27 protein-coding genes are annotated in these 25,916 nt (G+C 69.6%); 13 read left to right on the forward strand and 14 right to left on the reverse strand.

Annotated elements, in window-relative coordinates:
• Window positions 1–165: 165 nt before the first annotated feature.
• A complete protein-coding gene (locus tag AC1DS4_RS07185; protein ID WP_477632350.1) occupies window positions 166–729 on the reverse strand; it encodes a hypothetical protein in 564 nt (187 codons plus the stop codon).
• 289 nt (window positions 730–1,018) lie between these two features.
• Window positions 1,019–1,195 (reverse strand): helix-turn-helix domain-containing protein, encoded by a 177-nt coding sequence (locus AC1DS4_RS07190; protein WP_477632349.1) that lies wholly within the window; start codon window positions 1,193–1,195, stop codon window positions 1,019–1,021.
• A gap of 123 nt (window positions 1,196–1,318) precedes the next feature.
• Between AC1DS4_RS07190 and AC1DS4_RS07195 the strand changes: the two genes are divergently transcribed.
• Both AC1DS4_RS07195 and AC1DS4_RS07200 read left to right on the forward strand, forming a co-directional pair.
• On the forward strand, window positions 1,319–1,828 hold the full coding sequence (locus AC1DS4_RS07195) for a helix-turn-helix domain-containing protein (RefSeq protein WP_477632348.1): 510 nt from the start codon (window positions 1,319–1,321) through the stop codon (window positions 1,826–1,828).
• Window positions 1,821–2,924 carry a tyrosine-type recombinase/integrase gene (locus AC1DS4_RS07200; RefSeq protein WP_477632347.1) on the forward strand — a complete coding sequence of 368 codons (1,104 nt, stop codon included), beginning with the start codon at window positions 1,821–1,823 and terminating at the stop codon, window positions 2,922–2,924. Before AC1DS4_RS07195 ends, AC1DS4_RS07200 begins: the two co-directional genes overlap by 8 nt.
• A 17-nt stretch (window positions 2,925–2,941) precedes the next feature.
• Here AC1DS4_RS07200 and ychF read toward each other — a convergent pair whose 3' ends face one another.
• From ychF to AC1DS4_RS07225, 5 genes are all read right to left on the reverse strand, one after another.
• The gene (ychF, locus tag AC1DS4_RS07205; RefSeq protein ID WP_477632346.1) at window positions 2,942–4,027 is read right to left on the reverse strand and encodes a redox-regulated ATPase YchF; all 1,086 of its coding nucleotides are present in this window, start codon (window positions 4,025–4,027) and stop codon (window positions 2,942–2,944) included.
• Window positions 4,028–4,090: 63 nt separating this feature from the next.
• Window positions 4,091–4,957 (reverse strand): thioesterase family protein, encoded by an 867-nt coding sequence (locus AC1DS4_RS07210; RefSeq protein WP_477632345.1) that lies wholly within the window; start codon window positions 4,955–4,957, stop codon window positions 4,091–4,093.
• Between the two features lie 69 nt (window positions 4,958–5,026).
• The gene (locus tag AC1DS4_RS07215; RefSeq protein ID WP_477632344.1) at window positions 5,027–7,330 is read right to left on the reverse strand and encodes a zinc metalloprotease; all 2,304 of its coding nucleotides are present in this window, start codon (window positions 7,328–7,330) and stop codon (window positions 5,027–5,029) included.
• Between the two features lie 126 nt (window positions 7,331–7,456).
• Complete coding sequence (locus AC1DS4_RS07220) at window positions 7,457–8,119, reverse strand: peptidoglycan-binding protein (RefSeq protein ID WP_477624111.1); 663 nt, start codon at window positions 8,117–8,119, stop codon at window positions 7,457–7,459.
• 208 nt (window positions 8,120–8,327) lie between these two features.
• A complete protein-coding gene (locus AC1DS4_RS07225) occupies window positions 8,328–9,221 on the reverse strand; it encodes an NUDIX hydrolase (RefSeq protein ID WP_477632343.1) in 894 nt (297 codons plus the stop codon).
• 48 nt (window positions 9,222–9,269) lie between these two features.
• On the opposite strand from AC1DS4_RS07225, the gene AC1DS4_RS07230 reads away from it, so the two are divergent.
• Window positions 9,270–10,466, forward strand: a complete 1,197-nt coding sequence (locus AC1DS4_RS07230) for a DNA recombination protein RmuC (protein WP_477632342.1) — start codon at window positions 9,270–9,272, stop codon at window positions 10,464–10,466.
• Here the strand turns inward: AC1DS4_RS07230 and AC1DS4_RS07235 are convergent.
• Both AC1DS4_RS07235 and AC1DS4_RS07240 read right to left on the reverse strand, forming a co-directional pair.
• The gene (locus tag AC1DS4_RS07235; RefSeq protein ID WP_477624108.1) at window positions 10,403–11,689 is read right to left on the reverse strand and encodes a cytochrome P450; all 1,287 of its coding nucleotides are present in this window, start codon (window positions 11,687–11,689) and stop codon (window positions 10,403–10,405) included. The two genes, AC1DS4_RS07230 and AC1DS4_RS07235, sit on opposite strands and share 64 nt — an antisense overlap.
• Before the next feature lie 138 nt (window positions 11,690–11,827).
• Window positions 11,828–12,853, reverse strand: coding sequence for a 4-hydroxy-3-methylbut-2-enyl diphosphate reductase (locus AC1DS4_RS07240; protein ID WP_477613474.1), 1,026 nt, complete (start codon window positions 12,851–12,853; stop codon window positions 11,828–11,830).
• 116 nt (window positions 12,854–12,969) lie between these two features.
• Between AC1DS4_RS07240 and xseA the strand changes: the two genes are divergently transcribed.
• Both xseA and AC1DS4_RS07250 read left to right on the forward strand, forming a co-directional pair.
• Window positions 12,970–14,232, forward strand: coding sequence for an exodeoxyribonuclease VII large subunit (gene xseA, locus AC1DS4_RS07245; protein WP_477624107.1), 1,263 nt, complete (start codon window positions 12,970–12,972; stop codon window positions 14,230–14,232).
• 11 nt (window positions 14,233–14,243) lie between these two features.
• Window positions 14,244–14,564, forward strand: coding sequence for an exodeoxyribonuclease VII small subunit (locus tag AC1DS4_RS07250; protein ID WP_477624106.1), 321 nt, complete (start codon window positions 14,244–14,246; stop codon window positions 14,562–14,564).
• A gap of 18 nt (window positions 14,565–14,582) precedes the next feature.
• Here AC1DS4_RS07250 and AC1DS4_RS07255 read toward each other — a convergent pair whose 3' ends face one another.
• On the reverse strand, window positions 14,583–15,140 hold the full coding sequence (locus tag AC1DS4_RS07255) for a DUF4245 domain-containing protein (protein WP_477624105.1): 558 nt from the start codon (window positions 15,138–15,140) through the stop codon (window positions 14,583–14,585).
• 96 nt (window positions 15,141–15,236) lie between these two features.
• On the opposite strand from AC1DS4_RS07255, the gene glpX reads away from it, so the two are divergent.
• The 4 genes from glpX to AC1DS4_RS07275 are packed head-to-tail and all read left to right on the forward strand — an operon-like array spanning window position 15,237 to window position 19,414.
• Window positions 15,237–16,280 (forward strand): class II fructose-bisphosphatase, encoded by a 1,044-nt coding sequence (gene glpX / locus AC1DS4_RS07260; protein ID WP_477613478.1) that lies wholly within the window; start codon window positions 15,237–15,239, stop codon window positions 16,278–16,280.
• Window positions 16,277–17,197 carry a carbohydrate kinase family protein gene (locus AC1DS4_RS07265; protein ID WP_477624104.1) on the forward strand — a complete coding sequence of 307 codons (921 nt, stop codon included), beginning with the start codon at window positions 16,277–16,279 and terminating at the stop codon, window positions 17,195–17,197. The genes glpX and AC1DS4_RS07265 overlap by 4 nt, the downstream gene beginning before the upstream one ends.
• Window positions 17,198–17,219: 22 nt before the next feature.
• The gene (locus AC1DS4_RS07270) at window positions 17,220–18,905 is read left to right on the forward strand and encodes a fumarate hydratase (RefSeq protein ID WP_477624103.1); all 1,686 of its coding nucleotides are present in this window, start codon (window positions 17,220–17,222) and stop codon (window positions 18,903–18,905) included.
• Window positions 18,902–19,414 (forward strand): beta-class carbonic anhydrase, encoded by a 513-nt coding sequence (locus AC1DS4_RS07275; RefSeq protein WP_477613481.1) that lies wholly within the window; start codon window positions 18,902–18,904, stop codon window positions 19,412–19,414. The genes AC1DS4_RS07270 and AC1DS4_RS07275 overlap by 4 nt, the downstream gene beginning before the upstream one ends.
• A gap of 6 nt (window positions 19,415–19,420) precedes the next feature.
• On the opposite strand, the gene AC1DS4_RS07280 is transcribed toward AC1DS4_RS07275, so the two are convergent.
• A complete protein-coding gene (locus tag AC1DS4_RS07280; protein ID WP_477613482.1) occupies window positions 19,421–19,843 on the reverse strand; it encodes an Ohr family peroxiredoxin in 423 nt (140 codons plus the stop codon).
• A 147-nt stretch (window positions 19,844–19,990) separates the two neighbouring features.
• Between AC1DS4_RS07280 and lhgO the strand changes: the two genes are divergently transcribed.
• The 4 genes from lhgO to AC1DS4_RS07300 all read left to right on the forward strand — a co-directional run bounded on the left by lhgO (window position 19,991) and on the right by AC1DS4_RS07300 (window position 23,299).
• Entirely contained in the window at window positions 19,991–21,190 is a 1,200-nt protein-coding gene (lhgO, locus tag AC1DS4_RS07285) for an L-2-hydroxyglutarate oxidase (RefSeq protein ID WP_477632341.1), read from the forward strand.
• 146 nt (window positions 21,191–21,336) lie between these two features.
• On the forward strand, window positions 21,337–21,696 hold the full coding sequence (locus tag AC1DS4_RS07290; RefSeq protein ID WP_477624101.1) for a GntR family transcriptional regulator: 360 nt from the start codon (window positions 21,337–21,339) through the stop codon (window positions 21,694–21,696).
• Complete coding sequence (locus tag AC1DS4_RS07295; RefSeq protein ID WP_477624100.1) at window positions 21,693–22,610, forward strand: ABC transporter ATP-binding protein; 918 nt, start codon at window positions 21,693–21,695, stop codon at window positions 22,608–22,610. The genes AC1DS4_RS07290 and AC1DS4_RS07295 overlap by 4 nt, the downstream gene beginning before the upstream one ends.
• Window positions 22,607–23,299, forward strand: a complete 693-nt coding sequence (locus AC1DS4_RS07300) for a hypothetical protein (protein WP_477624099.1) — start codon at window positions 22,607–22,609, stop codon at window positions 23,297–23,299. The genes AC1DS4_RS07295 and AC1DS4_RS07300 overlap by 4 nt, the downstream gene beginning before the upstream one ends.
• 36 nt (window positions 23,300–23,335) lie before the next feature.
• Here AC1DS4_RS07300 and glmM read toward each other — a convergent pair whose 3' ends face one another.
• From glmM to rplM, 3 genes are all read right to left on the reverse strand, one after another.
• Window positions 23,336–24,712, reverse strand: coding sequence for a phosphoglucosamine mutase (glmM, locus tag AC1DS4_RS07305; protein ID WP_477646016.1), 1,377 nt, complete (start codon window positions 24,710–24,712; stop codon window positions 23,336–23,338).
• Window positions 24,713–24,875: 163 nt separating this feature from the next.
• Window positions 24,876–25,379: a 30S ribosomal protein S9 gene (gene rpsI / locus AC1DS4_RS07310; RefSeq protein WP_477613485.1), complete on the reverse strand. Its 504-nt coding sequence runs from the start codon at window positions 25,377–25,379 to the stop codon at window positions 24,876–24,878.
• A 9-nt stretch (window positions 25,380–25,388) separates the two neighbouring features.
• On the reverse strand, window positions 25,389–25,832 hold the full coding sequence (gene rplM / locus AC1DS4_RS07315) for a 50S ribosomal protein L13 (RefSeq protein ID WP_140743592.1): 444 nt from the start codon (window positions 25,830–25,832) through the stop codon (window positions 25,389–25,391).
• Window positions 25,833–25,916 lie beyond the last annotated feature (84 nt).

A 25,916-nucleotide genomic window follows, 5' to 3' on the forward strand; every position in this document is an offset into this window, starting at 1 on the left:
ATGGTGGTCCGGTTCTTGTGAGGGTCGTGATGACGGGTGAGCAGGGATTGCAGGCGTTCTAGGACTCGCGGCATGAGGGGTGGATGAGCCAGCCGGGCCGCTGCGGTGCTCGAACCTCTGGCTCGTTGGGTATCCGCTCACCATCGAGCGAGTAGCGGTAGCTCGTCATGCGAACACGGTCCAAACGGATCCGTCTGCGTAGGCGTTGATGAAGTGTCCGAAGACACGGTCCCAATCGCTGCGCATTTCCTTGCTGGCTTCTGTGTCCATGAACGAGTCAAGGACTTCACTCATGTCAAGCTTCTGGTCGTTGACCATCACTGCGTGGGTGTGGTTAGGTCGCCAGTTCTGAGGTAGGAACGTGGGTCGCTCGGTCGACGCAGTTGACCGAGATAGAGATTGGTCTTCTGGGAGTTCTTCTCTAGATGTCGATTCTCGGCATCGACCGCTGTCACGAATTGACATCGGTTCCATATGTCCGGTGAGCGCCACGTGGTAAACGCGGGCGGCGTTACCCCAAGCGTCGGGCTCCCCGGTTTCCTCGATCTTCAAATAGGCGGACTGAGCGGCCTGCTTGAGATAGGTGGCGAAAGTGTGGGCCGTGACGCCCAGTTCGTCCGCGCCCCTGCTCTTGTAGACGACCCAGCTCTCTGACTGTGAGGCCAGCCACTGGATGACCATCTTGGGACCTGGTTTGACGCTGGGGTCACGAATGAATCCATTAGGCACGCGGAGGAAGCCAGCTTGGGGACTGCCGTGAACTATGACGCGCGACCCGCGACCCTTCATCGAATTCCGTTTTGCTGCTGCAGGTGCCAGAGGCGTGGAGTGAGCTGGTGCCGGTGCAGAGCGGCTTGGAAGACCTCGTCCTCTGACGGCCCGCTACACCTCACGGCATTGACGGGTGCATCTGACCACTGCCACGAGGTGTGACTGCGCAGAGTCCACCCGTGCTTGACCGACACGTCGGGCGCCCCGCATGCCATGCACTGGACCCGTTCTCCGAGAGTCACGTAGCTCATGCCACGCCCGCGAACTTGTCGTTGACGAACTTCTCAAGGTCCGCGCGCCGGAACATCCGACGCCGGCCGATCTTTGCGCTGGGGGGCGCCTGGTTGGTGGCGATCCAGTGGCGGAGAGTCGCCAACGGCGTGTGCATGAACTGGGCCGCTTCATCGGCTGTAAGCAAGTCCATCGAGGACTCCTAATTGGTTAGGGCTACAGGGCGGAATGGGTGTCTACTAGACTTTCTAGTCGCCTACTGACTAGAATCCAACCTAGACCACGATCGAGGCAAACGAGGAGGGGAACGGGCCACATGGCAAAGAACTTGTCGGCGGATCGCGAACGCCAGATCGGCGAAGCCGTCGCCAAGTTGCGCGGGGACACCTCGCAGCAGGCGGTTGCTGAGTCGATGCGCCTACGTGGCTGGAAGTGGTCGCAGGCCACCGTCTGGAGTGTCGAGAAGGGAGACCGCCCGCTCCGGCTGGCGGAGGCGCAGGATCTCGCTAACGTCTTCGGAGTTTCGGTGTCTCAGCTTCTTGAAGGCGACTCAGTAGCCGCGGCCCTTGGCAAGCTACGCGCGCAAGCTTTGCTATCGCGAGATGCGATCGAGCAACACACTGTGACCCTTGCCCGAATCCGAACAAGCCTGCCGCTCCTCGCGGAGGTCGGTGGCGAACATCAAGACAGGATCTCAAGCATCTTGACGGAGATCGGCACTCCGGAGGACGCCGTCTCCCGTGGGCACGCACTCATTGCCGCCGAGACGCAACGCGCTCGCGCCATAGATGCGTTCGACATGGCCAAGGAGAACCAGCATGGCTAACGGAGTGACGCGGCGGGGCGAGTCCTGGCGCGCTCGATACCGACACCCTGAGACTGGCAAGGAAGTCCAATCGACGTTCAGGCGACAGGCTGACGCGCAGCGGTGGCTGAGGGGTCAGCTGGGCGCGATCGACGGCGGGCGGTGGGTTGATCCTCGCGCCGGCCGGGTGTCGTTCTCGGCGTTCTTCACCGACTACGCGGCTCGACAGGTCTGGACCGATGGCACGCACAAGGCGATGAGCCTCGCGGTACGGTCTGCCACGTTCACCGACATGGAGTTGCGGAAGATCCGACCGACCCACGTGGAGTCCTGGGTGAAGGACATGACGGTCAAGGATCTGGCCGCGGGGACCATCAAGACTCGGTTCGTCAACGTGCGCTCGGTATTCCGCGCCGCGATGCGCGACAAGGTGATCGGCTCGGACCCGACAGAGGGTGTCAGGCTGCCCCGTCAGCGGCGCGCTGAAGCAGCCATGAGTATCCCGGCCCCAGCGGACGTGGCAGCCCTGTTGAGGGCGGCGGACGAGCGTTTCGGCGCATTCGTGGCTGTGTGCGCCTTTGCCGGTCTGCGGCTCGGTGAGGCTGCTGCCCTGCAGGTCGGGGACGTGGACTTCCTTCGGAAGCAGATCAACGTGGCGCGGCAGGTCCAGCGGGCCGGTGAGGGCAAGGTGGACATCCGCCCGCCGAAGTACGGCAGCGAGCGCGTGGTGCCGATCCCTGACGCGTTGGTGACGATGCTGGCCGCTCACGTCGAGCTCGGGCACCGCGGCGCGTGGCTGTTCCAGGGCGCGGGTGACACTCCCCCGCATCAGAACACTGTCGGTTACTGGTGGCGGAAGACGCTTGCCGACGCGGGCCTGTCAGGCATCCGGCTCCACGACCTGCGGCACTTCTACGCCTCTGGGCTGATCGCGGCCGGGTGTGACGTGGTGACCGTTCAGCGCGCGCTCGGGCACTCCAAGGCCACGACGACGCTCAACACGTACTCCCACCTGTGGCCGTCCGCTGAGGACAAGACACGGACGGCAGCCGCGACCCTCGCCGGGGAAGTCCTCGACGCTGGTGCGGGCAACGTGCGGGCAGAGGGGGTTATTTAAGCCTGTGACCTGCGGCTTTACACGTTGAAGCGGAACTCGACTACGTCGCCGTCGGACATGACGTAGTCCTTGCCCTCGATGCGCACCTTGCCAGCAGCCTTGGCCGCGGCCATGGAGCCAGTGGCGTCCAGGTCCTCGAACGAGACGATCTCGGCCTTGATGAAGCCGCGCTGGAAGTCCGTGTGGATGACCCCTGCGGCCTGAGGCGCCGTCCAGCCCTGCCCGATCGTCCAGGCGCGGGACTCCTTCGGACCGGCCGTCAGGTAGGTCTGCAGGCCGAGGGTGTGGAACCCGGTCCGCGCCAGCTGGGTGAGCCCGGACTCCTCCGCGCCGAAGGACTCCAGCATCTCCATGGCCTCGTCGGGCTCCATCTCCATGAGGTCGACCTCGAGCTTGGCGTTGAGGAACACGGAGTCGGCCGGTGCGACGATCGAGCGCAGCGAATCCTGCAGCTCCTTGTCTGCCAGCTGGTCCTCGTCGAGGTTGAAGACGTAGATGAAGGGCTTCGTGGTCAGCAGCCCCAGCCCCCGCGCCTCGGCGAGGTCGACCCCGGCAGCCGCGCCCGCGGCATACAGGGTGTTCCCCTCCTCGAGCACCTTCTGGGCGAGCACGGCGTTGTCGAACGACGCCTTCTTCTCCTTCTGGATCCGCGACTCCTTCTCGAGGCGCGGCACGGCCTTCTCGAGGGTCTGCAGGTCGGCGAGGATCAGCTCGGTGTGGATGGTCTCGATGTCGGACGCGGGCGAGACCTTGCCGTCGACGTGGACGACGTCGCCGTCCTCGAACGCGCGGACCACCTGGCAGATGGCGTCGGCCTCGCGGATGTTGGCGAGGAACTTGTTGCCCAGCCCCTCACCCTCCGAGGCGCCGCGCACGATCCCCGCGATGTCGACGAACGACACCGTCGCAGGCAGGATCCGCTCGGAGCTGAAGATCTCGGCCAGCCGTTGCAGTCGTGCGTCGGGCAGGGGGACGACCCCGACGTTCGGCTCGATGGTCGCGAACGGGTAGTTCGCGGCGAGCACGTTGTTCTTGGTCAGGGCGTTGAACATCGTGGACTTGCCGACGTTGGGCAGTCCGACGATTCCGATAGTGAGGGCCACGAGGCCGAGAGTCTACCGGCGCCCCGCACGCCGACCGACCACGCAAGGGCAGGGGTATGCCGGTCAGCCGGCCTTCGGGGGCGTCGCCCGGGCAAGCTGGCGCGAGAGCGCCACCAGCCGACCCTCGCTGTCCCAGACCTCCGCGTCCTCCTCGAGGAAGCCTCCAGCCAGCGTCCGGTTCGTCAGGCTGACCCTGAGCCACCCCGGAGCGGGCCGCGCGCGCACGTGGGCGGTCAGCTCGAGCGTCGGGGTCCAGCCCGGCAGCCCGAGCTCGAACGCCACCGGAGGGAGCGCATCGACGGCCAGGAGCAGCAGGAGCGGGTCCGGCTCGCGGCCGTCGGCCATGCGCAGCCAGCCCCGGATCACGCCGTTGCCCGACGGCTTGCCGACCGCCCACCCGGTCGTCGCCGGGTCGAGCCGCATGTCGAGGCGCTCGAGCAGCGACGCGTGCTTGAGGAAGTCGGGCGGCGCCTGGGCGGCGGAGACACACTGGTCCGGTGGAGGCAGCTCCGGTGGCTGGGCTGACGTCGTGAGGTCGCCGTCGACGGACTCCAGGTCGCCATAGGTCGCGAGGAACCGGACCCGCTCGACCTCGCCCCCCGAGCCGTCTTCCTGGAGCAGGGACGCCTGGCCGGTCGACACCGCACGTCCGCGGCGCACGATCGAGGTGCGCACCGTCGCCGGGCCCGGGACACCGGGTGTCAGGTAGTAGGCGCTGATCGCCAGGGGGTCCGGGTGCGCGGGGCGGTCGCCGTCCGCTGTCCCGAGCTCAGCGGCCAGGGCGCGGCCGGCGATGGCGAGCAGCACCCCGCCGTTGACTCCCCCACCGATCCGCCAGCCCTCGCCGAGGGCGGCGTCGTAGGCACCAGGCTCCCCCACCCGTGCCGAAACCGCTGTCCCCGTGTCGAACTCGCTGGCCCCGTTGACCATTCGCTGCTCCCATCCGTGCGCCGCGCGGCATACCTGACGTCACTGGAGGGTATGCCGCGCAGCCGCCCGTCAGGGCGTGGCCGTGGCCTCCGCCACGTCCGCAGGGGCCGCCGACGCAGTCGGCGAGGGTTCGGACGAGGGGGCCGTCGGGTTCGTGCTGTTCGTCGGGCTGGTCGAGCCCTCCGGGCCGGTGGACGTGCTCGACGACGACGGGCTGCCGGTCGACCCCGTGGGTCCGGCGGTCGGGGACACCGTGCCGGCCGGGCCTCCTGACGGCGAGGTGGCGGACGAGGTGCCCGTCGAGGGCGCGGTCGGACTCGACGGGTTGCCCCCGGCCGGGGCAACCCAGGCCGGGTCCTGCTGGACGATCGCCAGGATCTGTCGCTCGTACTCAGTGAGCCGCTCCTGAAGCTCGCTGAGCGGGACGCCCCTGATGGACTCTCCGAAGGCTGCGATCTCCTGCCACAGCTCGCCGAGGTCGGCGGTGCTCTGCTCGGTGAGCGGACCGGAGAGGGTTACCACGAGCTGCGTCGCGAGCGCCGCGGTGACGCACTGGACACAGCTGTAGTTGACGGCCGCAGCGACGTTCTCCGGAACGACGACGTGGGCGTTCCCGACGATGAGGACGACCTGGAAGGCCACGGCCACCGTCTGGCACCCCGCGCAGGATGCCAGGGCATAGGCCTCGTTGGTGTTGGCCACCGTGTCGCGATCCGCCCAGACGAGGGCGAAGGCCACGTCGTAGAGCGTGGACCCGTCCGTGGTGTTCACGGCCATGGCCTGGTTGCCGCCCTCACCGGGCGGCAACGGTCGGTTGAACGGGAAGACCCAGGTCGGCGGCTCCTGGCCGCCCTGGGGCTGACCGCTCCGCGGCACCATGACCACGGCCAGCTCGGGTTCCTCGGCCGTCGGCAGGGCGGCTCCCTGCGGCCAGACCGCTTGCCCGGCACCCTCTCGACCTTCCTGCAGCGTGGCGGGCACTCCCGACCGAAGCGTGCTCGAGACCGCGTCGGCCAACGTTCCCCGCTCGTAGGCCTGGACGGGCCGGTAGGTGCCCGGCTGCGGCCACCAGGACCAGGCGAGCCCGGCCACCACTGCCAGCGCGACCACGCCGGCGAGGGCACGCCGCACCGGACGTTCCTCCGTGGCCCGCCACGTGCCCGCGACGACCTGCCGCACGACACGGGTGACGATGAAGACAACACCGAGGACGGGCAGGGCGATGGCGACGATGGACAGCGCCCGCACCAGCACGGCGAGCAGGTCGCCGTCTCCGAGCTGGGTCTCCAGCCGCGCCCACTGCCGACCGACGGACGCCCACGCGGTCCCCGCCACCCGAGGGAAGCTCAGGACCATCATCACGAGGGAGAACAGCAGCAGCGGCACGACGACGACCACCCACAGGGTGACCACCGCCCGGGCCCACGGCTTGAGCACCGTGGCCTCCGGGTCGTTCCAGTGCCGGGGAAGCAGGCCCACGAGGGTCGGCTTGATCCGGTGGTAGAGGTCGGGCACCCCTGTGAGGTCGGCCAGGACGTGGTAGCCGTCGAAGCGCACGAGCGGCGCCAGCTGGCGCACCATCTGGAGCACCTGCGTCGCGATGATCAGGAGGATGGCATCCCATCCGGTGGCCCACCACACACCGAACATCGCGACCGCGACGATCGCGTTGAAGTAGAGGCCGCCGAGATCGGTACGGACCCGCCCAGCGCGACCCAGGCGATAGCTGTCGGTCACGTCGGTGTAGAACGCCGGCCAGACGAGGTACAGGCCAGTCCCCATCGCCCCTGGTGTGGCCCCGCCGTAGCGTGCTGCTGCGGCATGCCCGAACTCGTGGAAGCCAGCGGAGACGACGGTCAGGGCGAAGACCGCCAGCAGCAGGGCCGGCTGGTCGAAGGCCTGATGAGTGGCCGACGCGAGTCCCTTGTGGAGCAGCACCCAGCCGCACACCGCGAAGAAGGCGACCACGAGGACCACCACGACGACGGGGGCGAAGAGCAGGGCGAACGGGGCGGTGACTCGCCTGGTCGCCTCCGGGTCCGAGACGACGTACTTGAACCGCAGCGCGAGCAACGGGTTCGAGCGGCGCACCTCAGGGTCCGAGCCGTCGACCTTCGTGAGGAGCCCGAGGGTGCGCAGCTTGCTGTCACACAGCGTCTCGACGTCCGCGGCGGAGACCTGACGACCGACCGCCTCTCCCACTGCCGCAGCCACCTCTGCCAGCGACCGGCGGCCGTCCACCTGCTCCAGCACGGCGTAGAGCAGCGGAGTGAGCTGGATCGTCTGGCCGTCGCCGCGGCGCACGAGAGCGGGCGCGACGCGGTAGCCAGACCCGGGCACCGCGCCGAGGAGCTGCACTCCGTCGGCACGCACCGGTACCGCACCCCCATCGGAGAGTGGGGGTGCGGTACCTGCGGGGGCCTGGTCTGGGGCAGGTGCCGGTGCAGCGGGGGCCCCTCGGCCCTCGAAAGGTGTCACGTCAGGAAGACTCCGCGCCGACTACTGGGAGATGTCCGACGACTGGTCGGTCGTCGCGTTCGCGTCGGCGTCGATGTGCTGCACGATGATCGCGTCCTGCTGGGCGAGCGCCGCGGCGTCGGAGTCGATCGACCCGATGTTGGCGGCGACGGCGGCGTCGATGGGCGCAGCCACGTTGGCGTTGGCGGCCACGGCCCCGGCGATCGGGGCAGCGAGGTCGAGGTCGGCGGCGAGGTCGACGTCGACGTTGAGCAGGTCGCCGTCGAGCGCACCGTCGCTGGTGACAGGAGCCGCCGCGTCCGTGGCTCCGCTCGCCGGCGTGGTCGCGTCGACGGGCGCGTCAGCCGCTGCGGCGTCCGGTGCCGCCTGGTCGATGGTCGAGTCCTGACCAGCGTCGGCCACGGCCTCGCCGGTGATGCCCTGGTCGATGACGACACCCTGGTCGGCGAGCGCCTGGGCCTCGGAGCCCACGGAGAGGACGTTCGCGCCCACCGCGGCGTCGATCGGCGCCGCCACGTTGGCGTTGGCGGCGACCGCCAGGTCGATGGGGGCCGCGGCGTCGAGGCCGATGTCGAGGTCGGCGTTCAGGTCCAGGAGGCTGATGACCTCCTTGTCGGGCAGGGCGGTGGCGCCCTCTGCGGCCAGGTCGTCCGCGGTCAGCGGCGGCATGCTCGAGTCAGTCATGGTGCACTCCGTGTTCGACGGTTTCCCCGGCCCGATGACCTTGTGAGGCTATCGGGCACAGTCCCTCAATGCACATCGAAGAGCCCTCTGACCTGCGGCGATGCCACGGAGACGGCCCTCCCAGGACTCCCCCGGGCCGCCGCAGCGGCGGCTGCCGCGCGGCATACGCAGCGGCGGCTGCCGCGCGGCATACGTGGTCGACCTCACCTCACAGGGCCGGGAGTCCGTCCTCGAGGTATGCCGTGGGGCCCGCATGGACGGCGAGGAAGGCGAGCAGGCGCTGGTTGTAGGGCGCGACACGTTCCTCCCACTCCTCTTCGCCCGCGAAGTGCAGCGAACGAATCTCCCGGCGTTCCAACGTGGTGCGGGCGATGAGGTCGTCAGGTGCGACCCCGAGGTCGAAGACGAAGACCGTCGCGTCGGTCCAGCCGCGCCACGGCGGCAGCCAGTTGACCGCGAGCAGTCCCTTGACCTCCACGTCGATGGCGAGCTCCTCCTTGACCTCGCGCACCACGCAGTGGGCGGGCGACTCGGACGGGTCGACCACACCGCCCGGCAGGTCCCACTCGGCCTTGTAGGTCAGCTCGCACAGCAGGACCCGGCCCTCGGAGTCCCGGAGCACCCCCTGGGCGATGGCGCGCTTGGTCGGGAGTGAGGAGTTGAGCAGCGCGATGAAGCCGTCGCGACTGTCGGGTGCGGCGTCCGTGCGCAGCCGGGCCAGGACCATGGTGTCGCGGCGGTCGCCCGGGCCGGAGAGTGCACCGCGCGCGACCCCCTCCTTGCGCAGACCGGCCCGAAGCGCAGCGCGCACGCCTGCTCGGTCGGCATAGTCGACCCGCGCCTCGATGCGCTGCACATCGAGGGCTTCGAAGGTCCAAGCGACGGTGAGGCGCAGGGCGCGTTCGATGATGCCCACCTCGCGGTACTCCGCGACGACCGCCCAGATCAGGTCGGCGTCACCGGACCCGTCCTCGATCACCTCGATGCGCCCCACCTGCTCGCCCTCCCACACGACCGCGAAGGCGTGGTCACCAAGGCCACCGTCGTCCTCGATGACACGCAGGCTGAGGTCGTCTCCGTCCGTCAGGTGTGGGGTGGGCACCCGGCCAGCCTAGACACGGCTGTCGGCGCCAGGTGGGAAGGTCGGCGCATGGAACTCTTGGGCATCCTCATCCTCGGCCTGGTCGTCGGCGCGGCGGCCGGGTGGTGGGTCGCGCGCACCTCCGGCGCCGCCGCCCTCGCGTCGGCGCGCACCGAGTCCGACCTGCTGCGCGAGCGCGTGGTCGACCTCGAGGCGGCCCTCTCCGACGACGCGCAGACAGCAGCGGCACTGCTCCCCCTGCGCGACGCCCTGGCCCGGGTCGAGCAGCAGGTCGGCACCCTGGAGCGCGACCGCACCAGCCAGTTCGCCGCCCTCGAGACCACGATCGCCGCCGTGCGCGAGTCCACCACCGCCCTCGGCCGCCAGACGCAGTCACTGGCCGGTTCGCTCAACTCCTCGACGGTCCGCGGTGCATGGGGAGAGGTGCAGCTGCGCCGGGTCCTCGAGCACGCGGGGCTGCTCGCGAGGTGCGACTTCGACGAGCAGGTGTGCCGCGTGAGCCGGCACCAGCGTCAGGTGCGCCCCGACGTGGTGGTGCGGCTGCCCGGGGACAAGTACCTCGTCATCGACTCCAAGGCGCCGATGGGCGCGTTCCTGTCGGCCCAGGCGGAGGACCTGTCGGCGACTGAGCGCGCGACCTTCCTGCGAGCCCACGCGGCGTCCCTGAAGTCGCACGTCACGGCCCTGGCCGCCAAGGACTACTGGACCGCCTTCGAGAACTCGCCCGAGATGGTCGTCTGCTTCGTGCCCAGCGACGCGATGCTCGCCGCCGCCCTGTCGGCCGACCCGGCGCTGCACGAGGACGCCATGGCCCGACGGGTCGTGCTGGTCGGCCCGGGGTCGTTGCTCGCCCTGCTGCGCACCGTCGCCTTCACCTGGCAGCAGTACGCCCTCACGGCCCACGCGCGGGAGGTGATGACCCTGGGCCGCGACCTCTACGACCGGCTGGGCACCCTGGGAAGCCACACCATGAAGATGGGCACCGCGCTGCAGAGGTCCGTCGAGGCCTACAACCAGATGGTCGGGGCGCTGGAGTCGCGCGTCCTCGTCTCGGCACGCAGGATGCACGAGGCAGGGATCGTCGAGCAGCCGCTGCCCAGCCCCCAGGCGCTCGAGGCCGGGCCCCGGGTCCTCACGGCGATGGAGCTCATCGAGGCCGCCACCGCCGACGCGGAGCGTCCTCAGCTCGCCTTCGACGACCTCGACGCCGCACCGAGGTGGACCGGCAGGGAGTCCACCGCATAGACGATCGACTTGTCGCGGAACGCCAGGGTCTCCGGCTTCACCGCCAGAGCCAATTCCGGGAACCGGCGAAGCAGCCTGGGGAACGCGATCCGCAGCTCCAGGCGAGCCAGCTCGGCGCCGACGCAGCGGTGGAAGCCGTAGCCGAACGCCACGTGGGGCGACGGTGGCCGGTTCGGGTCGAAGGTGCCGAGGTCAGGCCCGACCCGGTGGTCCCGGTCCGCCCGGCTGAGGGCGGCGATCACGACGTCACCCTTGTGGATCCGCTTGCCGAAGAGGTCGAGGTCCTCCTTGGCGAACCGGGGGAAGGCGATCTGGACGACGCTGAGGTAGCGCAGCATCTCCTCCACCACCCGGTCGATCGCACTGTCTTCGTCGCGGACCAGCTCGAAGTGCTTTCGGTCCTGCAGCAGGACCAGTGAGCCGAGCGCCAGCATGCTGGCCGTCGTCTCGTAGCCGCCCGTGAAGACACCGTCGGCCAGACCGGCAACCTCCTCGTCGCCGACCTCGTCGCCCACTGCGGCGAGGATCCGGCCCAGCAGACCGTCGCCCGGGTCGGCCCGCTGCTTGCGGGTGGCATCGAGGAGGAACAGCTGGCTCTGCGAGATGGCACCGAAGGCGCCCGCGCCGCCGGCCGTCACGTCGAACCTGGCGTGGCTGAGGGTCATGAACCGCGCGCGGTCCTCGGCCGGCAGCCCGAGCAGCTCACAGATGACGAGGAACGGGATCGGGAACGCGAACCGCTCGACGAGGTCGACGACCGGGCCGCCGGCCTCCATCTGGTCGAGCTGCTCGTCGACGATCGCCTCGATGCGAGGCGTCAGCCGGTTGATCCGGCGCATGGTGAACTCCGGGGTGAGCAGGGTCCGCAACCGGGTGTGCTCGGGTGGGTCGCTGAACCCGAGCCCACCGACGCTCGCCCCTGCCGCGCCGACATAGGGACGGATGTCGTTGCTGAACCGCCTCTGGTCGGCCAGCACGGCCTTGACCTCTTCCTGGCCCGACACGAGCCAGATGTTCATGCCGAACATGTGCGCCAGCCGGTGCACGGGGTCCGGCGCCGAGGAGCCGATGCGGTGGACGGGGTCCAACCCGGACCGTCGCAACGGTCGCAGGAGCCGGCGTGGGACGGCCTCCAGGCTCGTCAGGTCGACGGGCCCGCCACCCGTGGCCCGGGCGACGAGCCGCTGCGTCAGCCGCGTTCGCGCACTCGTCAGGCCGATCATGGCTCAGACGGTACCCGCGCCGGGTCCATCTCGTGGTCACCATCGTGCTGGACAGCGCGCGTCGTGACCGACCTCTCGCTGCCCGGTCGTTCCTCGTGCGCCACCTCGGACGCGACCAAGCCCTTGGTCAGCTCGGCATCAGTGGAGCGAGCCGGCCTCTTCGAACGCCGCGTCGTGGCGCATCTTGTCGCTCAGGCCGCGGGCCTTGAGGTCGCGCCGGATCTCGTTGGGCAGCGAGAACAGCAGGCTCTCCTCGGCTGCGACCACCGGCGCGACGTCGGCGTAGCCGCGCTCCGCCAGGTAGGTCAGCACGTCACGGACGAGCAGCTCGGGGACCGAGGCGCCGGACGTGACACCCACGGTGGCCACGCCCTCGAGCCACGTCTCGTCGATCTCGTCGGCGTAGTCCACGAGGTGCCCCGCCTTGGAGCCGTGCTCCAGGGCGACCTCGACGAGGCGCACGGAGTTCGAGGAGTTGCGGGAGCCCACGACGATCATCAGGTCGCAGTCGGGAGCCATCTGCTTGACGGCGAGCTGGCGGTTCTGGGTGGCGTAGCAGATGTCGTCGCTGGGCGGGTCCTGCAGCGAGGGGAAGCGCTCCCGCAGCCGGCGCACCGTCTCCATGGTCTCGTCGACCGACAGGGTGGTCTGCGACAGCCAGACGACCTTGTCGGGGTCGCGGACGGTCACGTTGGCCACGTCATCGGGCCCGTCGACGAGCGTGATGTGCTCGGGCGCCTCACCCGAGGTGCCGACCACCTCCTCGTGCCCCTCGTGGCCGATGAGCAGGATGTCGAAGTCGTCGCTGGCGAACCGCACCGCCTCGCGGTGCACCTTGGTCACCAACGGGCAGGTCGCGTCGATGGTCTTGAGGTTGAGGGCCTTGGCCTCCTCGTGGACCACGGGGGCGACGCCGTGCGCCGAGAAGATGACCGTGGCGCCCTCGGGCACCTCGTCGGTCTCCTCCACGAAGATCGCGCCGCGCTTCTCCAGTGTCGTGACCACGTGCTTGTTGTGCACGATCTCCTTGCGCACGTACACGGGCGGGCCGTACAGCTCGAGGGCCTTCTCCACGGTCACGACGGCCCGGTCGACGCCGGCGCAGTACCCCCGCGGGGCCGCGAGCAGCACGCGCTTGGTGGGTCGTTCCGTGGCGTCAGTCATGGGTCCATCGTAGGTTGCCTCCGCACGGCACCCCAATCGCCGGTGAGGGTATGCCGCGTGGTCACCACGCGGCATACCCGAAGGACTGTCGGTGGCCACGTCCTAGAGTGAGCCGCGTGAGCGGCCCAGAACAGCGACCGGCGCTGCCCGAGAAGGCCGCAGACACCTCGGCCGAGTCGCCGTGGCCGGTGCGCCTGCTGAGCATGCGCATCGCCGTGTACGTCGAGAAGATGTCGGTCCTCTGGGTCGAGGGCCAGGTCGTCCAGCTCACCCGCCGACCGGGCCAGCGCACCGCCTACCTCACCCTGCGCGACCCCGACGTCGACATGTCGCTGTCGGTCGCGATCCAGGTCAACGCCCTCGACGCGATGCCGACCCCGCTGACCCAGGGCGCCCGTGTCGTGCTCCAGGCCAAGCCGGTGTTCTGGACCCAGCGCGGCTCGCTCATGCTCGACGCCCGCCAGATCCGGCCCGTGGGGGTGGGCGAGCTCCTCGCGCGCGTCGAGCACCTCAAGCGAACCCTCGCCTCGGAGGGACTGTTCGACGCCAACCGCAAACGACCGTTGCCGTTCCTGCCACGCACCGTCGGCCTCATCTGCGGCCGGGCTGGTGCCGCCGAGAAGGACGTCGTCGAGAACGCGCGCCGGCGCTGGCCGACGGTCCGGTTCGCGATCCGGGAGGTCGCCGTCCAGGGTGGCACAGCCGTGCAGGAGGTGATGGCAGCGCTGCAGGAGCTCGATGCCGACCCCGAGGTGGACGTCATCGTCATCGCCCGCGGCGGCGGGTCGGTCGAGGACCTCCTGCCGTTCAGCAACGAGGCACTGGTCCGCGCCGTCGCCGCGGCCCGCACGCCGGTGGTCTCGGCGATCGGCCACGACGTCGACACCCCTCTGCTCGACCACGTCGCGGACTGGCGCGCCTCGACACCGACCGACGCGGGCAAGCGGGTGGTCCCCGATGCGCAGGCCGAACGCCATGGCGTACGCCACTCCCGCGACCGCGGACGACGCGCACTGCACGCGCGAATCGCCAGCGAGCGCAGGCACCTCATCGCGCTGCGCTCCCGCCCCGTGATGGCACGTCCCGCCGCGATGATCGACGCCCGCCGCCAGGAGCTGGACGCACTCACCGACCGCGCGCACCGCCGCGTGCTCGCGTCCGTGCACCGCGCCACCGACCAGATCGCCCACCTCCGAGCCCAGGTGCGGACCCTGTCGCCGTTGTCCACCCTCGAGCGCGGGTATGCCGTGGTGCAGCACCGCGACGGACGCGTGGTCATGGACCAGGCCGACGTGACGGTCAACGAAGTGCTGCGGGTTCGGGTGGCCCGTGGTGACTTCGCGGCGAGCGTCGTCGGGCTCCCGGACTCCTCCGGTTAGGCTCCTTCACCATGGCCAAGGGAGCAGACAAGGCGACGGCGGCCGCCGTCGAGAGCGACAGCACCGTCGGGAGCGACGGTGCCGTCGAGACGGACAGTGCCCTCGAGACGGACAGCGCCTTCGACGACGTGGCGGAGCTGTCCTACGAGCAGGCGCGCGACGAGCTCATCGACGTGGTCGCCCAGCTCGAGGGTGGACAGCTCGGGCTCGAGGAGAGCATGCGCCTGTGGCAGCGCGGTGAGGCACTGGCAGCGCACTGCAGCACCTGGCTCGACGGAGCGGAAGCCGCCCTCACGCAGGACGACGCCGAGCAGCCCGGCCGGTCCGGCTGACCCGTCGGGGGCGCGGCGTCAGCCGGTCGCGACCGGCCGCAGCGTCTCGGCGAAGGCCGTGAGCTCTTCGAACGTGCCGGTACCCGTGACGATCGTGGTGAGCTCGGTGGGGGTCTGCGCCCGGTGGACCAGGCTGTTCTGCAGCTTGCCGCTGCGCACGTAGGTGCCCCACGTCTTGCCGGCGGCCTGCACCTCACCGGTCCTGGTGGCCCGGTTGGTCTGGGCGGAGACCCACTCGTCGCTCGCGTCCTTGGTCTGCTCGATCGCGATGTAGTTGCCCGTCGGCGACTGGTAGCCCGCGTGCCAGGTCATCAGGCCGTCCGTGGAACGCACGTAGCGCACGCTGGTCGCCTTCCAGCCGTCGGGCAGCGCCTCGGGCCGGTCGATCGGCCAGCCGCTCTCCCTGGCGACCTCGACGGAGGCTCCAGCGACGTCGACCGGAGGCTGCGACACGCTGTTGACCCGGGGCACGATGGCGATGAGCGCCGCCACGATCACGCCGATGACCACCAGGGACCGGACCATGTTGGCCGCGGAGCCGTTGGCATAGGAACTACGGGGTGCGGGCGCGCTCACACCCCCATCGTCCATGACGCGCACCGCTCGGCGCCAACCGCCCCTGCCACCGATAGGCTGCACGCGCTCACCCGTCGCCGTGTGAAGGATCGATGCATGTCCGAGCAGCACCTCCCCTCGTCCCTGCGCGTGGGTGTCGAGGCACCTGACCGCAACCTCGCCCTCGAGCTGGTGCGGGTGACCGAGGCAGCCGCCATGGCCGGTGGCCGCTGGGTCGGCCGCGGCGACAAGAACGGCGCCGACGGTGCCGCCGTCGAGGCCATGCGCGCGCTCATCAGCACGGTGTCGATGAAGGGTGTCGTGGTCATCGGCGAGGGCGAGAAGGACGACGCCCCCATGCTCTACAACGGCGAGGAGGTCGGCGACGGCGTCGGTCCCGAGTGCGACGTCGCCGTCGACCCGATCGACGGCACGACGCTCACGGCCAAGGGCCAGTCCAACGCCGTCTCGGTGCTCGCCGTGTCGGAGCGCGGCTCGATGTACGACCCCAGCGCCGTCTTCTACATGGACAAGCTCGTCACCGGTCCGGAGGCCGCCGACGTCGTCGACATCCGCCTCCCGGTCGCCGAGAACATCAAGCGGATCGCCAAGGCCAAGAAGGAGACCGTCGAAGACGTCACGGTGGTCATGCTCGACCGCCCCCGCCACCAGCAGCTCGCCGCGGACGTGCGCGACGCCGGGGCACGGCTGCGCTTCATCTCCGACGGCGACGTGGCCGGCGCGATCATGGCGGCCCGCGACGACACCGGCATCGACCTCCTCCTCGGCATCGGCGGGACGCCCGAGGGGATCATCACGGCCTGTGCGATCAAGTGCCTCGGCGGCGTCATCCAGGGCCGGCTGTGGCCGCAGGACGACGACGAGCGCCAGCGCGCCGTCGACGCGGGGCACGACCTCGACCGGGTGCTGTCGACCGACGACCTGGTCACCGGCGAGAACTGCTTCTTCGTGGCCACCGGCATCACCGACGGCGAGCTGCTCAAGGGGGTTCGCTACCGCGCGGGCGGGGTGACGACCCACTCCCTGGTGATGCGCTCCAAGTCCGGAACCATCCGGCTCATCGAGAGCCACCACCAGCTCGCCAAGCTGCGCGCCTACTCGTCCATCGACTTCGACCACGCGCGCGGGGCCTCGTCGTGACCCGCCCCCGCGTCCTCGTGGTGGGCGAGGCCCTCATCGACATCGTGATCGACCCGGACGGCGAGTTGGTGGAACACGTCGGAGGCAGCCCTGCCAACGTCGCGGTAGGCCTGGCCCGGCTCGACCACCCCGTCGACCTCGCCACGTCGCTGGGCCACGACCCGCGCGGGGAGCGCATCGCCGGGCACCTGGTCCGCCACGGCGTGACCGTGCTCTCCACGAGCCGCGGGGACGACCCCACGTCCACGGCCGTGGCTCGGCTCGACGCGTCGGGTGCCGCCACCTACGTGTTCGACCTGCACTGGAACCTCCCGCCCATCCAGCCCGCGGACGGTACTGGCCACCTGCACACCGGTTCGATCGGGGCCGTCCTGGCGCCCGGTGCCACCAGCGTGCTCGAGGGCCTGCGCACCATGCGTGAGCTGGGCACCGTCTCCTACGACCCCAACATCCGCCCGGGGATCATGGGCGACCTCGACGACGTGCGCGAGCAGGTCGAGGGCATCATCGCCCTCGCCGACGTGGTCAAGGCCAGCGAGGACGACCTCGAGCTGCTGTATGCCGGGCAGTCACCCTCCGAGGTGATGGCCCACTGGGGCGAGCTCGGCGCCTCGCTCTGCGTCGTCACGCGCGGCGAGCACGGCGTCGTCTTCCGCGTGACGGGGACCGGAGAGGAGGGCAGCGCCGCAACCGCAGCCGAACGGGTCGTCGACACCGTCGGGGCCGGCGACTCCTTCATGGCCGGGCTCATCTCCGGCCTGCTCGCCTCCGGCCTGCTGGGCGACCCGGGTGCGCGCGAGCGCCTCCGCAGCGCGACACTGGAGGACGTCCGACCGGCCGTCGCCCGTGGCACAGCCACCAGCGGGGTCACGGTCGGGAAGGCCGGGGCCTACGCCCCCGCCCTCGACGAGCTGTAGACCAAGGAGAACACCCCCAACCATGCCCGAGAACGACTTCGACTACGCGGACCTGTTGCCGATCGGCCCGGACGAGACCGAGTACCGCCTGGTCACCACAGAAGGCGTCTCCACCGTCGAGGGACCAGGCGGACGCACGTTCCTGCAGGTCGAGCCCGAGGCGCTGCGGACGCTCACCGAGACGGCCATGCACGACATCGCGCACTACCTGCGCCCCGCGCACCTGGCCCAGCTGCGTCGCATCATCGACGACCCGGACGCGAGCAACAACGACAAGTTCGTGGCGCTGGACCTCCTCAAGAACGCCAACATCGCCGCCGGCGGTGTCCTGCCCATGTGCCAGGACACCGGCACGGCGATCGTGATGGGCAAGCGCGGCCAGCACGTGCTCACGGCCGGCACCGACGAGCGCGCCATCGCCGGCGGGGTCTACGACGCCTACACCCGCCTCAACCTCCGCTACTCGCAGATGGCGCCCATCACCACGTGGGAGGAGAAGAACACCGGCTCCAACCTCCCCGCCCAGATCGAGCTCTACGCCGACACCGCCGAGGGGCACGAGACGGCATACAAGTTCCTGTTCATGGCCAAGGGCGGTGGCAGCGCCAACAAGTCGTTCCTCTACCAGGAGACCAAGGCGGTCCTGAACCCCGAGCGCATGCTCGCCTTCCTCGACGAGAAGCTGCGCAGCCTCGGCACCTCCGCGTGCCCGCCGTACCACCTGGCCATCGTCATCGGCGGCACGAGTGCCGAGTTCGCCCTCAAGACAGCCAAGTACGCATCGGCCAAGTACCTCGACGAGCTGCCCAGGGAGGGGTCCATCGCGGCGCACGGGTTCCGCGACACCGAGCTCGAGGAGCAGGTCCTCGAGCTGACCCGCAACTTCGGCATCGGCGCCCAGTTCGGCGGCAAGTACTTCTGCCACGACGTCCGGGTCGTCCGGCTCCCGCGCCACGGCGCGTCGCTCCCCATCGCCATCGCCGTCTCCTGCTCGGCCGACCGCCAGGCGCTGGGCAAGATCACCCCCGACGGTGTCTTCATCGAGGTCCTGGAGCGCGACCCCGCGCGGTTCCTGCCCGAGACGACCGAGGAGCACCTCGAGGACGAGGGCGACGACGTCGTGCGCATCGACCTCAACCGGCCGATGGACGAGATCCGCGAGGAGCTCACGAAATACCCTGTCAAGACACGACTTTCGCTCTCCGGTCCGTTGGTCGTAGCCCGCGACATCGCGCACGCCAAGATCAAGGAGCGGCTCGACGCCGGCGACGGCATGCCTCAGTACCTCAAGGACCACGCCGTCTACTACGCCGGCCCGGCGAAGACGCCGGAGGGCTATGCGAGCGGCTCGTTCGGCCCGACGACAGCCGGTCGGATGGACTCCTACGTCGACCAGTTCCAGGCCGCCGGTGGCTCGATGGTGATGCTGGCCAAGGGCAACCGCTCCAAGCAGGTCACCGATGCGTGCGACACGCACGGGGGCTTCTACCTCGGTTCGATCGGCGGTCCGGCCGCCCGGCTCGCCCAGGACTGCATCAAGTCGGTCGAGGTGCTGGAGTACCCCGAGCTCGGCATGGAGGCCGTCTGGAAGATCGAGGTCGAGGACTTCCCCGCCTTCATCGTCGTCGACGACAAGGGCAACGACTTCTTCGCGTCCACCATCAAGCCGATGGCCATGTCCATCCCCAAGCGACCGGGACTCCTGTGAACGAAACTCCTGCCCCCCAAGGGTTCGACGACCTCCTCGCCGCGAACGAGGCGTTCGCCGCCCGCTTCACGCTCGGCGGCTTCGACGGCATCGCGCACCGCGGCGTCGCCGTGGTCACCTGCATGGACTCGCGCATCGACCCGCTGCGGATGCTCGGCCTGTCCCCGGGCGACGCCAAGATCTTCCGCAACCCCGGTGGGCGCATCACGGCCAACGCCCTCGAGGCGCTGGTCCTCGGCGTGCACCTGCTCGGGGTCGAGCGCATCCTCATCGTCCCCCACACCAGGTGCGCGATGGCGAGCAACACCGAGGCCGAGCTGCGCGAGCGCGTCGGTGCCTCGGCCGGTCAGGACGCCTCGTGGCAGGGGTTCCACGTCATCGACGACCAGCGGGAAGCGCTGCTCGCCGACGTGCGCGCCGTCCGGTCGCACCCCCTCATCGGCGACCAGGTCGCCGTGGGCGGCTTCATGTACGACGTCGACACCGGCCTGCTGTCGCGGCTGGTCTGACCGCACTCAGGCGAGGGCGACCGTGACGTCGATGTTGCCGCGGGTGGCCTTGGAGTAGGGGCAGCGCTCGTGGGCGGCGTCGACGAGCTGCTGGGCGGTGCCGCGGTCGAGGCCCGGCACGTCCGCGACGAGGGCGACCGCGAGACCCACACCCGTGTCGGTCTTCCCGAGCGTCACGGTGGCGGTGACCGTCGAGTCCGAGGTGTCCAGACCCATCGCCGTGGCCACCGAGTTGAGGGCGTTGCCGAAACAGGCGGCGAAGCCGGAGGCAAAGAGCGTCTCGGGGTTGGCCTTGGGGTTCGCCTTGCTGCCGGGCTTGCCCAGCTTGAGGTGGACGACTCCGTCCTCGCTCGTGACGTGGCCGGCCCTGCCGCCCTGGGCGGTGGCCGCGATGGAGTAGAGCGGTTCGGTGAGTGACTCGTGGGGCATGGCGCTCGCCTTCGGTGGGGTGACGGGTGGTGACATCCTCGGCTCACCAACCGGTCGTGACAACCGCTGGCCGGCCATGGGCATTCCGGCGCGACGATCATGGTCGTTCCGCCACGGGTCCGTCCCGGCCGGTTCTACGCTGGGCGCATGCCGACGCCGCTGCGCTATCTCGTGATCGGCGGCGGGATCATCGGGCTCGCCGTCGCGGAGCGGCTGTGCCGAGAGCACCCTGACGCCCACGTCACGCTGGTCGAGAAGGAGCACCGCTGGGCGGCCCACCAGACCGGGCGCAACAGTGGGGTGATCCACTCCGGGCTCTACTACGCGCCCGGCTCGAAGAAGGCTCTGATGTGCCGAGCCGGCGCCGCATCGATGGTTGCCTTCGCCGAGGAGGAGGCCATCCCCCACGAGATCTGCGGCAAGCTCGTCGTGGCCACGCGCGAGGACGAGCTGCCGGGCCTGGCGCGCCTGCAGGAGCGCGGCCTCGCCAACGGTCTGGTCGTCGACAGGCTCCCCGGGGAACAGGCCAGGGAGCACGAACCGCACGTCAGCGCCCTCGCCGCCCTCCACGTTCCCGCGACGGGGATCATCGACTACGGCGCCGTGTGCGAGGCCCTCGTGCGGCGCCTCGAACGGGCAGGCGCCACCCTCATACTGGGGGCCGAGGTCCTCGGTGCCGTCCGCTCGGCGGCCACGACCATCGTGCGCACCACGGCGGGCGACATCGCGGCGGACCTCGTCGTGGCCTGCGCCGGTCTGCACTGCGACGAGGTCGCGCGCCGCCTGGGCCACCAGCCCTCGGCCCGCATCGTGCCGTTCCGCGGCGAGTACTTCGAGCTGACGCCCGAGGCGACACCGCTCGTGCGAAACCTCATCTACCCCGTACCCGACCCGGACTTCCCGTTCCTCGGCGTGCACCTCACCCGTGGCATCGGTGGGCACATCCACGCCGGGCCGAACGCCGTGCTCGCGTTCGCCCGAGAGGGGTACGACTGGCGCACGGTCAAGCTGCGTGAGCTGCGTGACACCCTGACGTACCCGGGCTTCTGGCGGCTCGCAGCCCGCAACTACCGCGCCGGCTCTGCGGAGATCGCGCGGTCCCTGTCCCGCCACCGGTTCGCCGACAGCCTGCGCCGCCTCGTCCCCGACGTGCGCGACGAACACCTGGTGCCGGCCCCGGCAGGGGTGCGCGCGCAGGCCATGAAGCGCGACGGCTCGCTGGTCGACGACTTCCTGATCGAGCGGTCCGGGTCGGTGGTGCACGTCCTCAACGCCCCGTCGCCGGCCGCGACCAGCTCCTTCGAGATCGCCCGGCACATCGTCGGCCTTCTCGACGAGTCCGCTTAGCCAGCAACGCGTTTCCGAGCAGGTATGCCGGGTGGGGACCACACGGCATACCCACACCCGAACCACCGGGCTTGACATCGGGCGGTGATTGGTTGCATGGTTAGTTACTCGACTAACTAACCGGCTAACTGAAGGGGCGCCCACTGATGGACGACGGCCGGCCGATCTTCCTCCAGATCGCCGAACAGATCGAGAACTCGATCGTCGACGGGTCGATCGACGAGGAGAGCCAGGTCCCCTCGACCAACGAGCTCGCCGCGTTCCACCGGATCAACCCGGCCACGGCGGCCAAGGGCGTGACCCAGCTCGCGACCGACGGGATCATCTACAAGAAACGGGGAATCGGGATGTTCGTCGCCACCGGGGCGCGCTCGCGCCTGCTCGAACGGCGCCGGGAGGACTTCGCGCGGCAGTTCGTCGCGCCGCTCATGACCGAGGCGCACAAGCTCGGCATCGAGCCTGACTACGTGAGAAAGCTGATAGACGTGTGGGAGGAAGACCAGTGAGCATCATCGAGCTCGACCACGTCAGCAAGCGGTTCGGAGACGTCAGCGCCCTGGAAGATGTCTCAATTCGCTTGGAGGAGAACGCCATCCACGGCCTCCTCGGACGCAACGGCGCCGGCAAGACGACCCTGATGCAGATCCTGACGGCACAAGCCCTCGCGACCTCCGGCGACGTGCGGGCCTTCGGCGAGGACCCGTGGGAGAACGCCAACGTCCTCGACCGGGTCTGCTTCGTCAGGGAGGGACAGCACTACCCCGACAGCTTCACGGTGCGTCACGTCCTCTCGGCCGGCCGGATCTCGTTCGCGAGGTGGGATGAAGACCTCGCGCAGGAGCTCGTCGACCAGTTCCGGCTCCGGACGACCCAGCGGGTCAAGAAGCTGTCGCGTGGCCAGCTGTCGGCGGTCGGTGTCGTGCTCGGCCTCGCGTCACGCGCTCCCCTGACGATCTTCGACGAGCCCTACCTCGGGCTCGATGCCGTGGCTCGGCAGCTGTTCTACGACCGGCTGCTGGCCGACTACGCCGAGCACCCGCGCACCATCGTGCTCTCGACCCACCTCATCGACGAGGTGAGCGACCTGCTCGACCACGTCGTGGTGCTCGACCACGGGCGGGTGGTCGTCGACGAGGACACCGACGTCCTGCGAGGGAGCCTCGTCGTGGTCAGCGGCCCGAGCGGGGCGGTCGACGACTTCGCCACCGGTCACGAGGTCGTGCACCGAGAGAGCCTGGGCGGCTTCACGCGGTTGACCGTCCGAGGTGCACCCACCGGTATCGCCGAACGGCATGGGCTCCGCCTCGAGCCTGTTTCGCTCCAGCAGCTGGTTGTGCGCACCACCACCGGCCCACCACCGCACCCCGACACTCTCCAGCCCGACACCGTGATCCAGCACGAGGAGGCCCACCACTCATGAGTGCAGCCCTGAAGACCCTGCGGATCCACCTGCTCCCTGGACCGATCGCCATGTTCTGGCCGTGGATCATCCTGGCCATCTCGTTCTTCGCCAACCTCGCGATCTTCGGCCTCACCGACGTGCCCGTCGCCGACCGGCAGACCGGTGGTATCGCCTCGCTCTACGGCGTTGCGATCTTCGCGAACCTGTCGCTGTGGACGCAGGTGTTCCCCCTGGCGATGGGGTTGAGCTCCACCCGTCGCAGCTTCTTCCAGGGAACGTGTCTGTACGTCCTGGGGCAGTCCGTGCTCGCGGGTGTCGTGCTCACCGCCCTCCACGCCATCGAGGCGGCCACACACGGCTGGGGCGTCCACATGCGGTTCTTCGGTCCCTGGTTCCTGGACCGCGGCAACCCCGTCGAACTGTTCCTCACCTACACCGTGCCCTTCATCTGCGTGTCGGCGCTGGGAATGCTCATGGGCACCGTCTTAAAGCGGTGGGGGCAGACCGGGATGTTCTCCTTGTCGACGGCCAGCCTCCTGCTGGGATGTGGCGCGGCCCTGCTCGTCACCTGGCGCCACGCGTGGAACACCGTCGGGCGATTCTTCACCGACACCGACCCGTTGGCCCTGACCAGTGGCTACCCGCTCCTGCTGGCGGTGGCGCTCGGCGCGGCCGCCTGGGTGGTGCTTCGCCGGGTCACGCCCTGATCCCAGCTTTATCGGGTCTACCGGGAAGGGTCGGCTTCACCCCGAAACGGTTCCGGGGTGAAGCGAGAGGCGGGCCTTGACGACCTCGACGAGACGGTCGGCCACTGCCTGGGCCTGCTGCTGCTCGCCGGCTTCGACCATGACACGGACGACAGGCTCGGTGCCCGACTTGCGCAGCAGCACGCGACCGGTGCCGGCGAGCGCCACCTCCTCGGCCTTGACGGCCTGCTGGAGCTCCTCGTCGGACTCGACGCGAGACTTGTCGACGTCCTTGACGTTGATCAGGACCTGAGGCAGGCGGCGCATCACGGTGGCCAGCTCGGAGAGCGGCCGACCGGTCTCGGCCACGCGGGCAGCCAGCATCAGGCCGGTGAGGACGCCGTCGCCCGTGGTGCCGTGGTCGAGGAAGATGACGTGGCCGCTCTGTTCGCCACCGAGGGAGTACGACGACGCCCGCATGTCCTCCAGGACGTAGCGGTCGCCCACCGCGGTCTGTCGCATGGCGATCCCCTCGCGCTCCATGGCCTGGAGCAGACCCAGGTTGCTCATCACCGTGGCGACCAGCGTGTCCTTGGCGAGGGCTCCCCGCGACTTCAGGGACACCGCGAGGATGGCCATGATCTGGTCGCCATCGACCTCGACGCCGTTCGCGTCCACCGCGAGGCAGCGGTCGGCGTCACCGTCGTGAGCGATGCCGAGGTGTGCACCGCGGCGGAGGACGGCGGCCTTGAGGTGGTCGAGGTGGGTCGAGCCGTAACCGTCGTTGATGTTGAGGCCGTCCGGCTCGGTGCCGATCTCGAACACCTCCGCGCCGGCCAGCCGGAACACCTCGGGCGAGACCGAGCTCGCCGCTCCGTGGGCACCGTCGATGACGACCTTGATGCCGTCGAGCCGGTTGGGCAACACCGTGAGGAGGTGGGAGATGTAGCGGGTGTGTCCGTCGGGCATGGTCACGACCCGCCCCACGTCGGCGCCGGTGGGGCGGTCCCACTCCTGGTCGAGCCGGGCGGCGATCTCGTCCTCGATCTGGTCGTCGAGCTTGTGACCGCCTGCGGCGAAGAACTTGATTCCGTTGTCGGGCATGGCGTTGTGCGACGCCGACAGCATCACGCCGAAGTCGGCATGGGTGTCCCCGGTGAGGAACGCGATGGCGGGCGTCGGCAGCACGTTCGCGTGGTAGACGTCGACCCCGGCCGAGGCCAGGCCCGCGATCACGGCGGCGGAGAGGAACTCACCCGAGGCGCGGGGATCCCGGCCGACCACGGCCTTGGGGCGGCGACCGGCGCGGCGGGCGTCGTCACCGAGGACGTGCGCTGCCGCCACGCTGAGCCGCAGCGCGAGCTCGGCCGTGATGTCGACGTTCGCGAGGCCGCGAACACCATCGGTACCGAAGAGTCGTGCCGTTGTGGGCATGGAGGGGAGCCTTTCCGACGATCAGGGTGCGCACCCGGCATACCTCGTCGGCCTGGCCCGGGCACACGGACGCAACTGGAGCGAACCTACTCCTGACAACGCCGCAGGCGGCACCCGAACTGTCGGGTGCCGCCTGGGGCGGTGCTGCTGGCAGGAGCCAGGATCAGCGCTTGGAGTACTGCGGAGCCTTGCGGGCCTTCTTGAGACCAGCCTTCTTGCGCTCCGGGACGCGGGCGTCACGGGTGAGGAAGCCGGCCTTCTTGAGCGCCGGACGGTTCAGCTCCTCGTCGATCCCGTTGAGCGAGCGGGCCACGCCGAGGCGGACCGCGCCCGCCTGGCCGGAGGGGCCACCACCGTGGACGCGCACGAGCACGTCGTAGGCACCGTCGAGCTCGAGCAGCGTGAGCGGCTCGTTGACGATCTGCTGGTGGACCTTGTTGGGGAAGTACGCCTCGAGCGTGCGGCCGTTGATCTTCCACTCGCCGGTGCCGGGGACGATGCGCACGCGGGCGATGGCCTGCTTGCGTCGACCGGTCGCGGCGCCGGGCGCCGTGGCGCTCGCGCGACGGGTGGGCTCGTCGGAGACGGGGCCCTCGGACTCGGAGGTGTACTCGGTCAGCTCGACCTCGTCACCCTCGACAGGGGTCTCAGTGTTGATGTCAGTCACAAGAAATCCTTACTGGGAGACCTGGGTGATCTCGAACGGGACGGGCTTCTGGGCGCTGTGCGGGTGCTCGGAGCCGGCGTAGACCTTGAGGTGGGTCAGCTGCTCACGACCGAGCGTGGTGTGCGGGAGCATGCCGCGGACGGCCTTCTCCACGGCCTTGGCCGGGCTCTTGGCGAGCAGCTCGGTGTAGGAGGTGCTCTTGAGGCCGCCCGGGAAGCCGGAGTGGCGGTAGGCCTTCTTCTGCTCGAGCTTGGCGCCGGTGAGGGCGACCTTCTCGGCGTTGATGATGATGACGAAGTCGCCACCGTCAACGTGCGGGGCGAACGTGGTCTTGTGCTTGCCGCGCAAGAGGATCGCGGTCTGGCTCGCCAGGCGACCCAGGACGATGTCCGTGGCGTCGATGACGTGCCAGGTGCGAGTGACCTCGGCCGGCTTCGGGGTGAAGGTGCGCAAAGTTCTGAACCTTTACATCGGTCATGTCGGGAAATGCGGTGGTCATGAGGAACTGCGATGGTTCGGTATGCCGTGTGCGCCCGA

The organism is Pedococcus sp. P3_C7 (assembly GCF_056402615.1).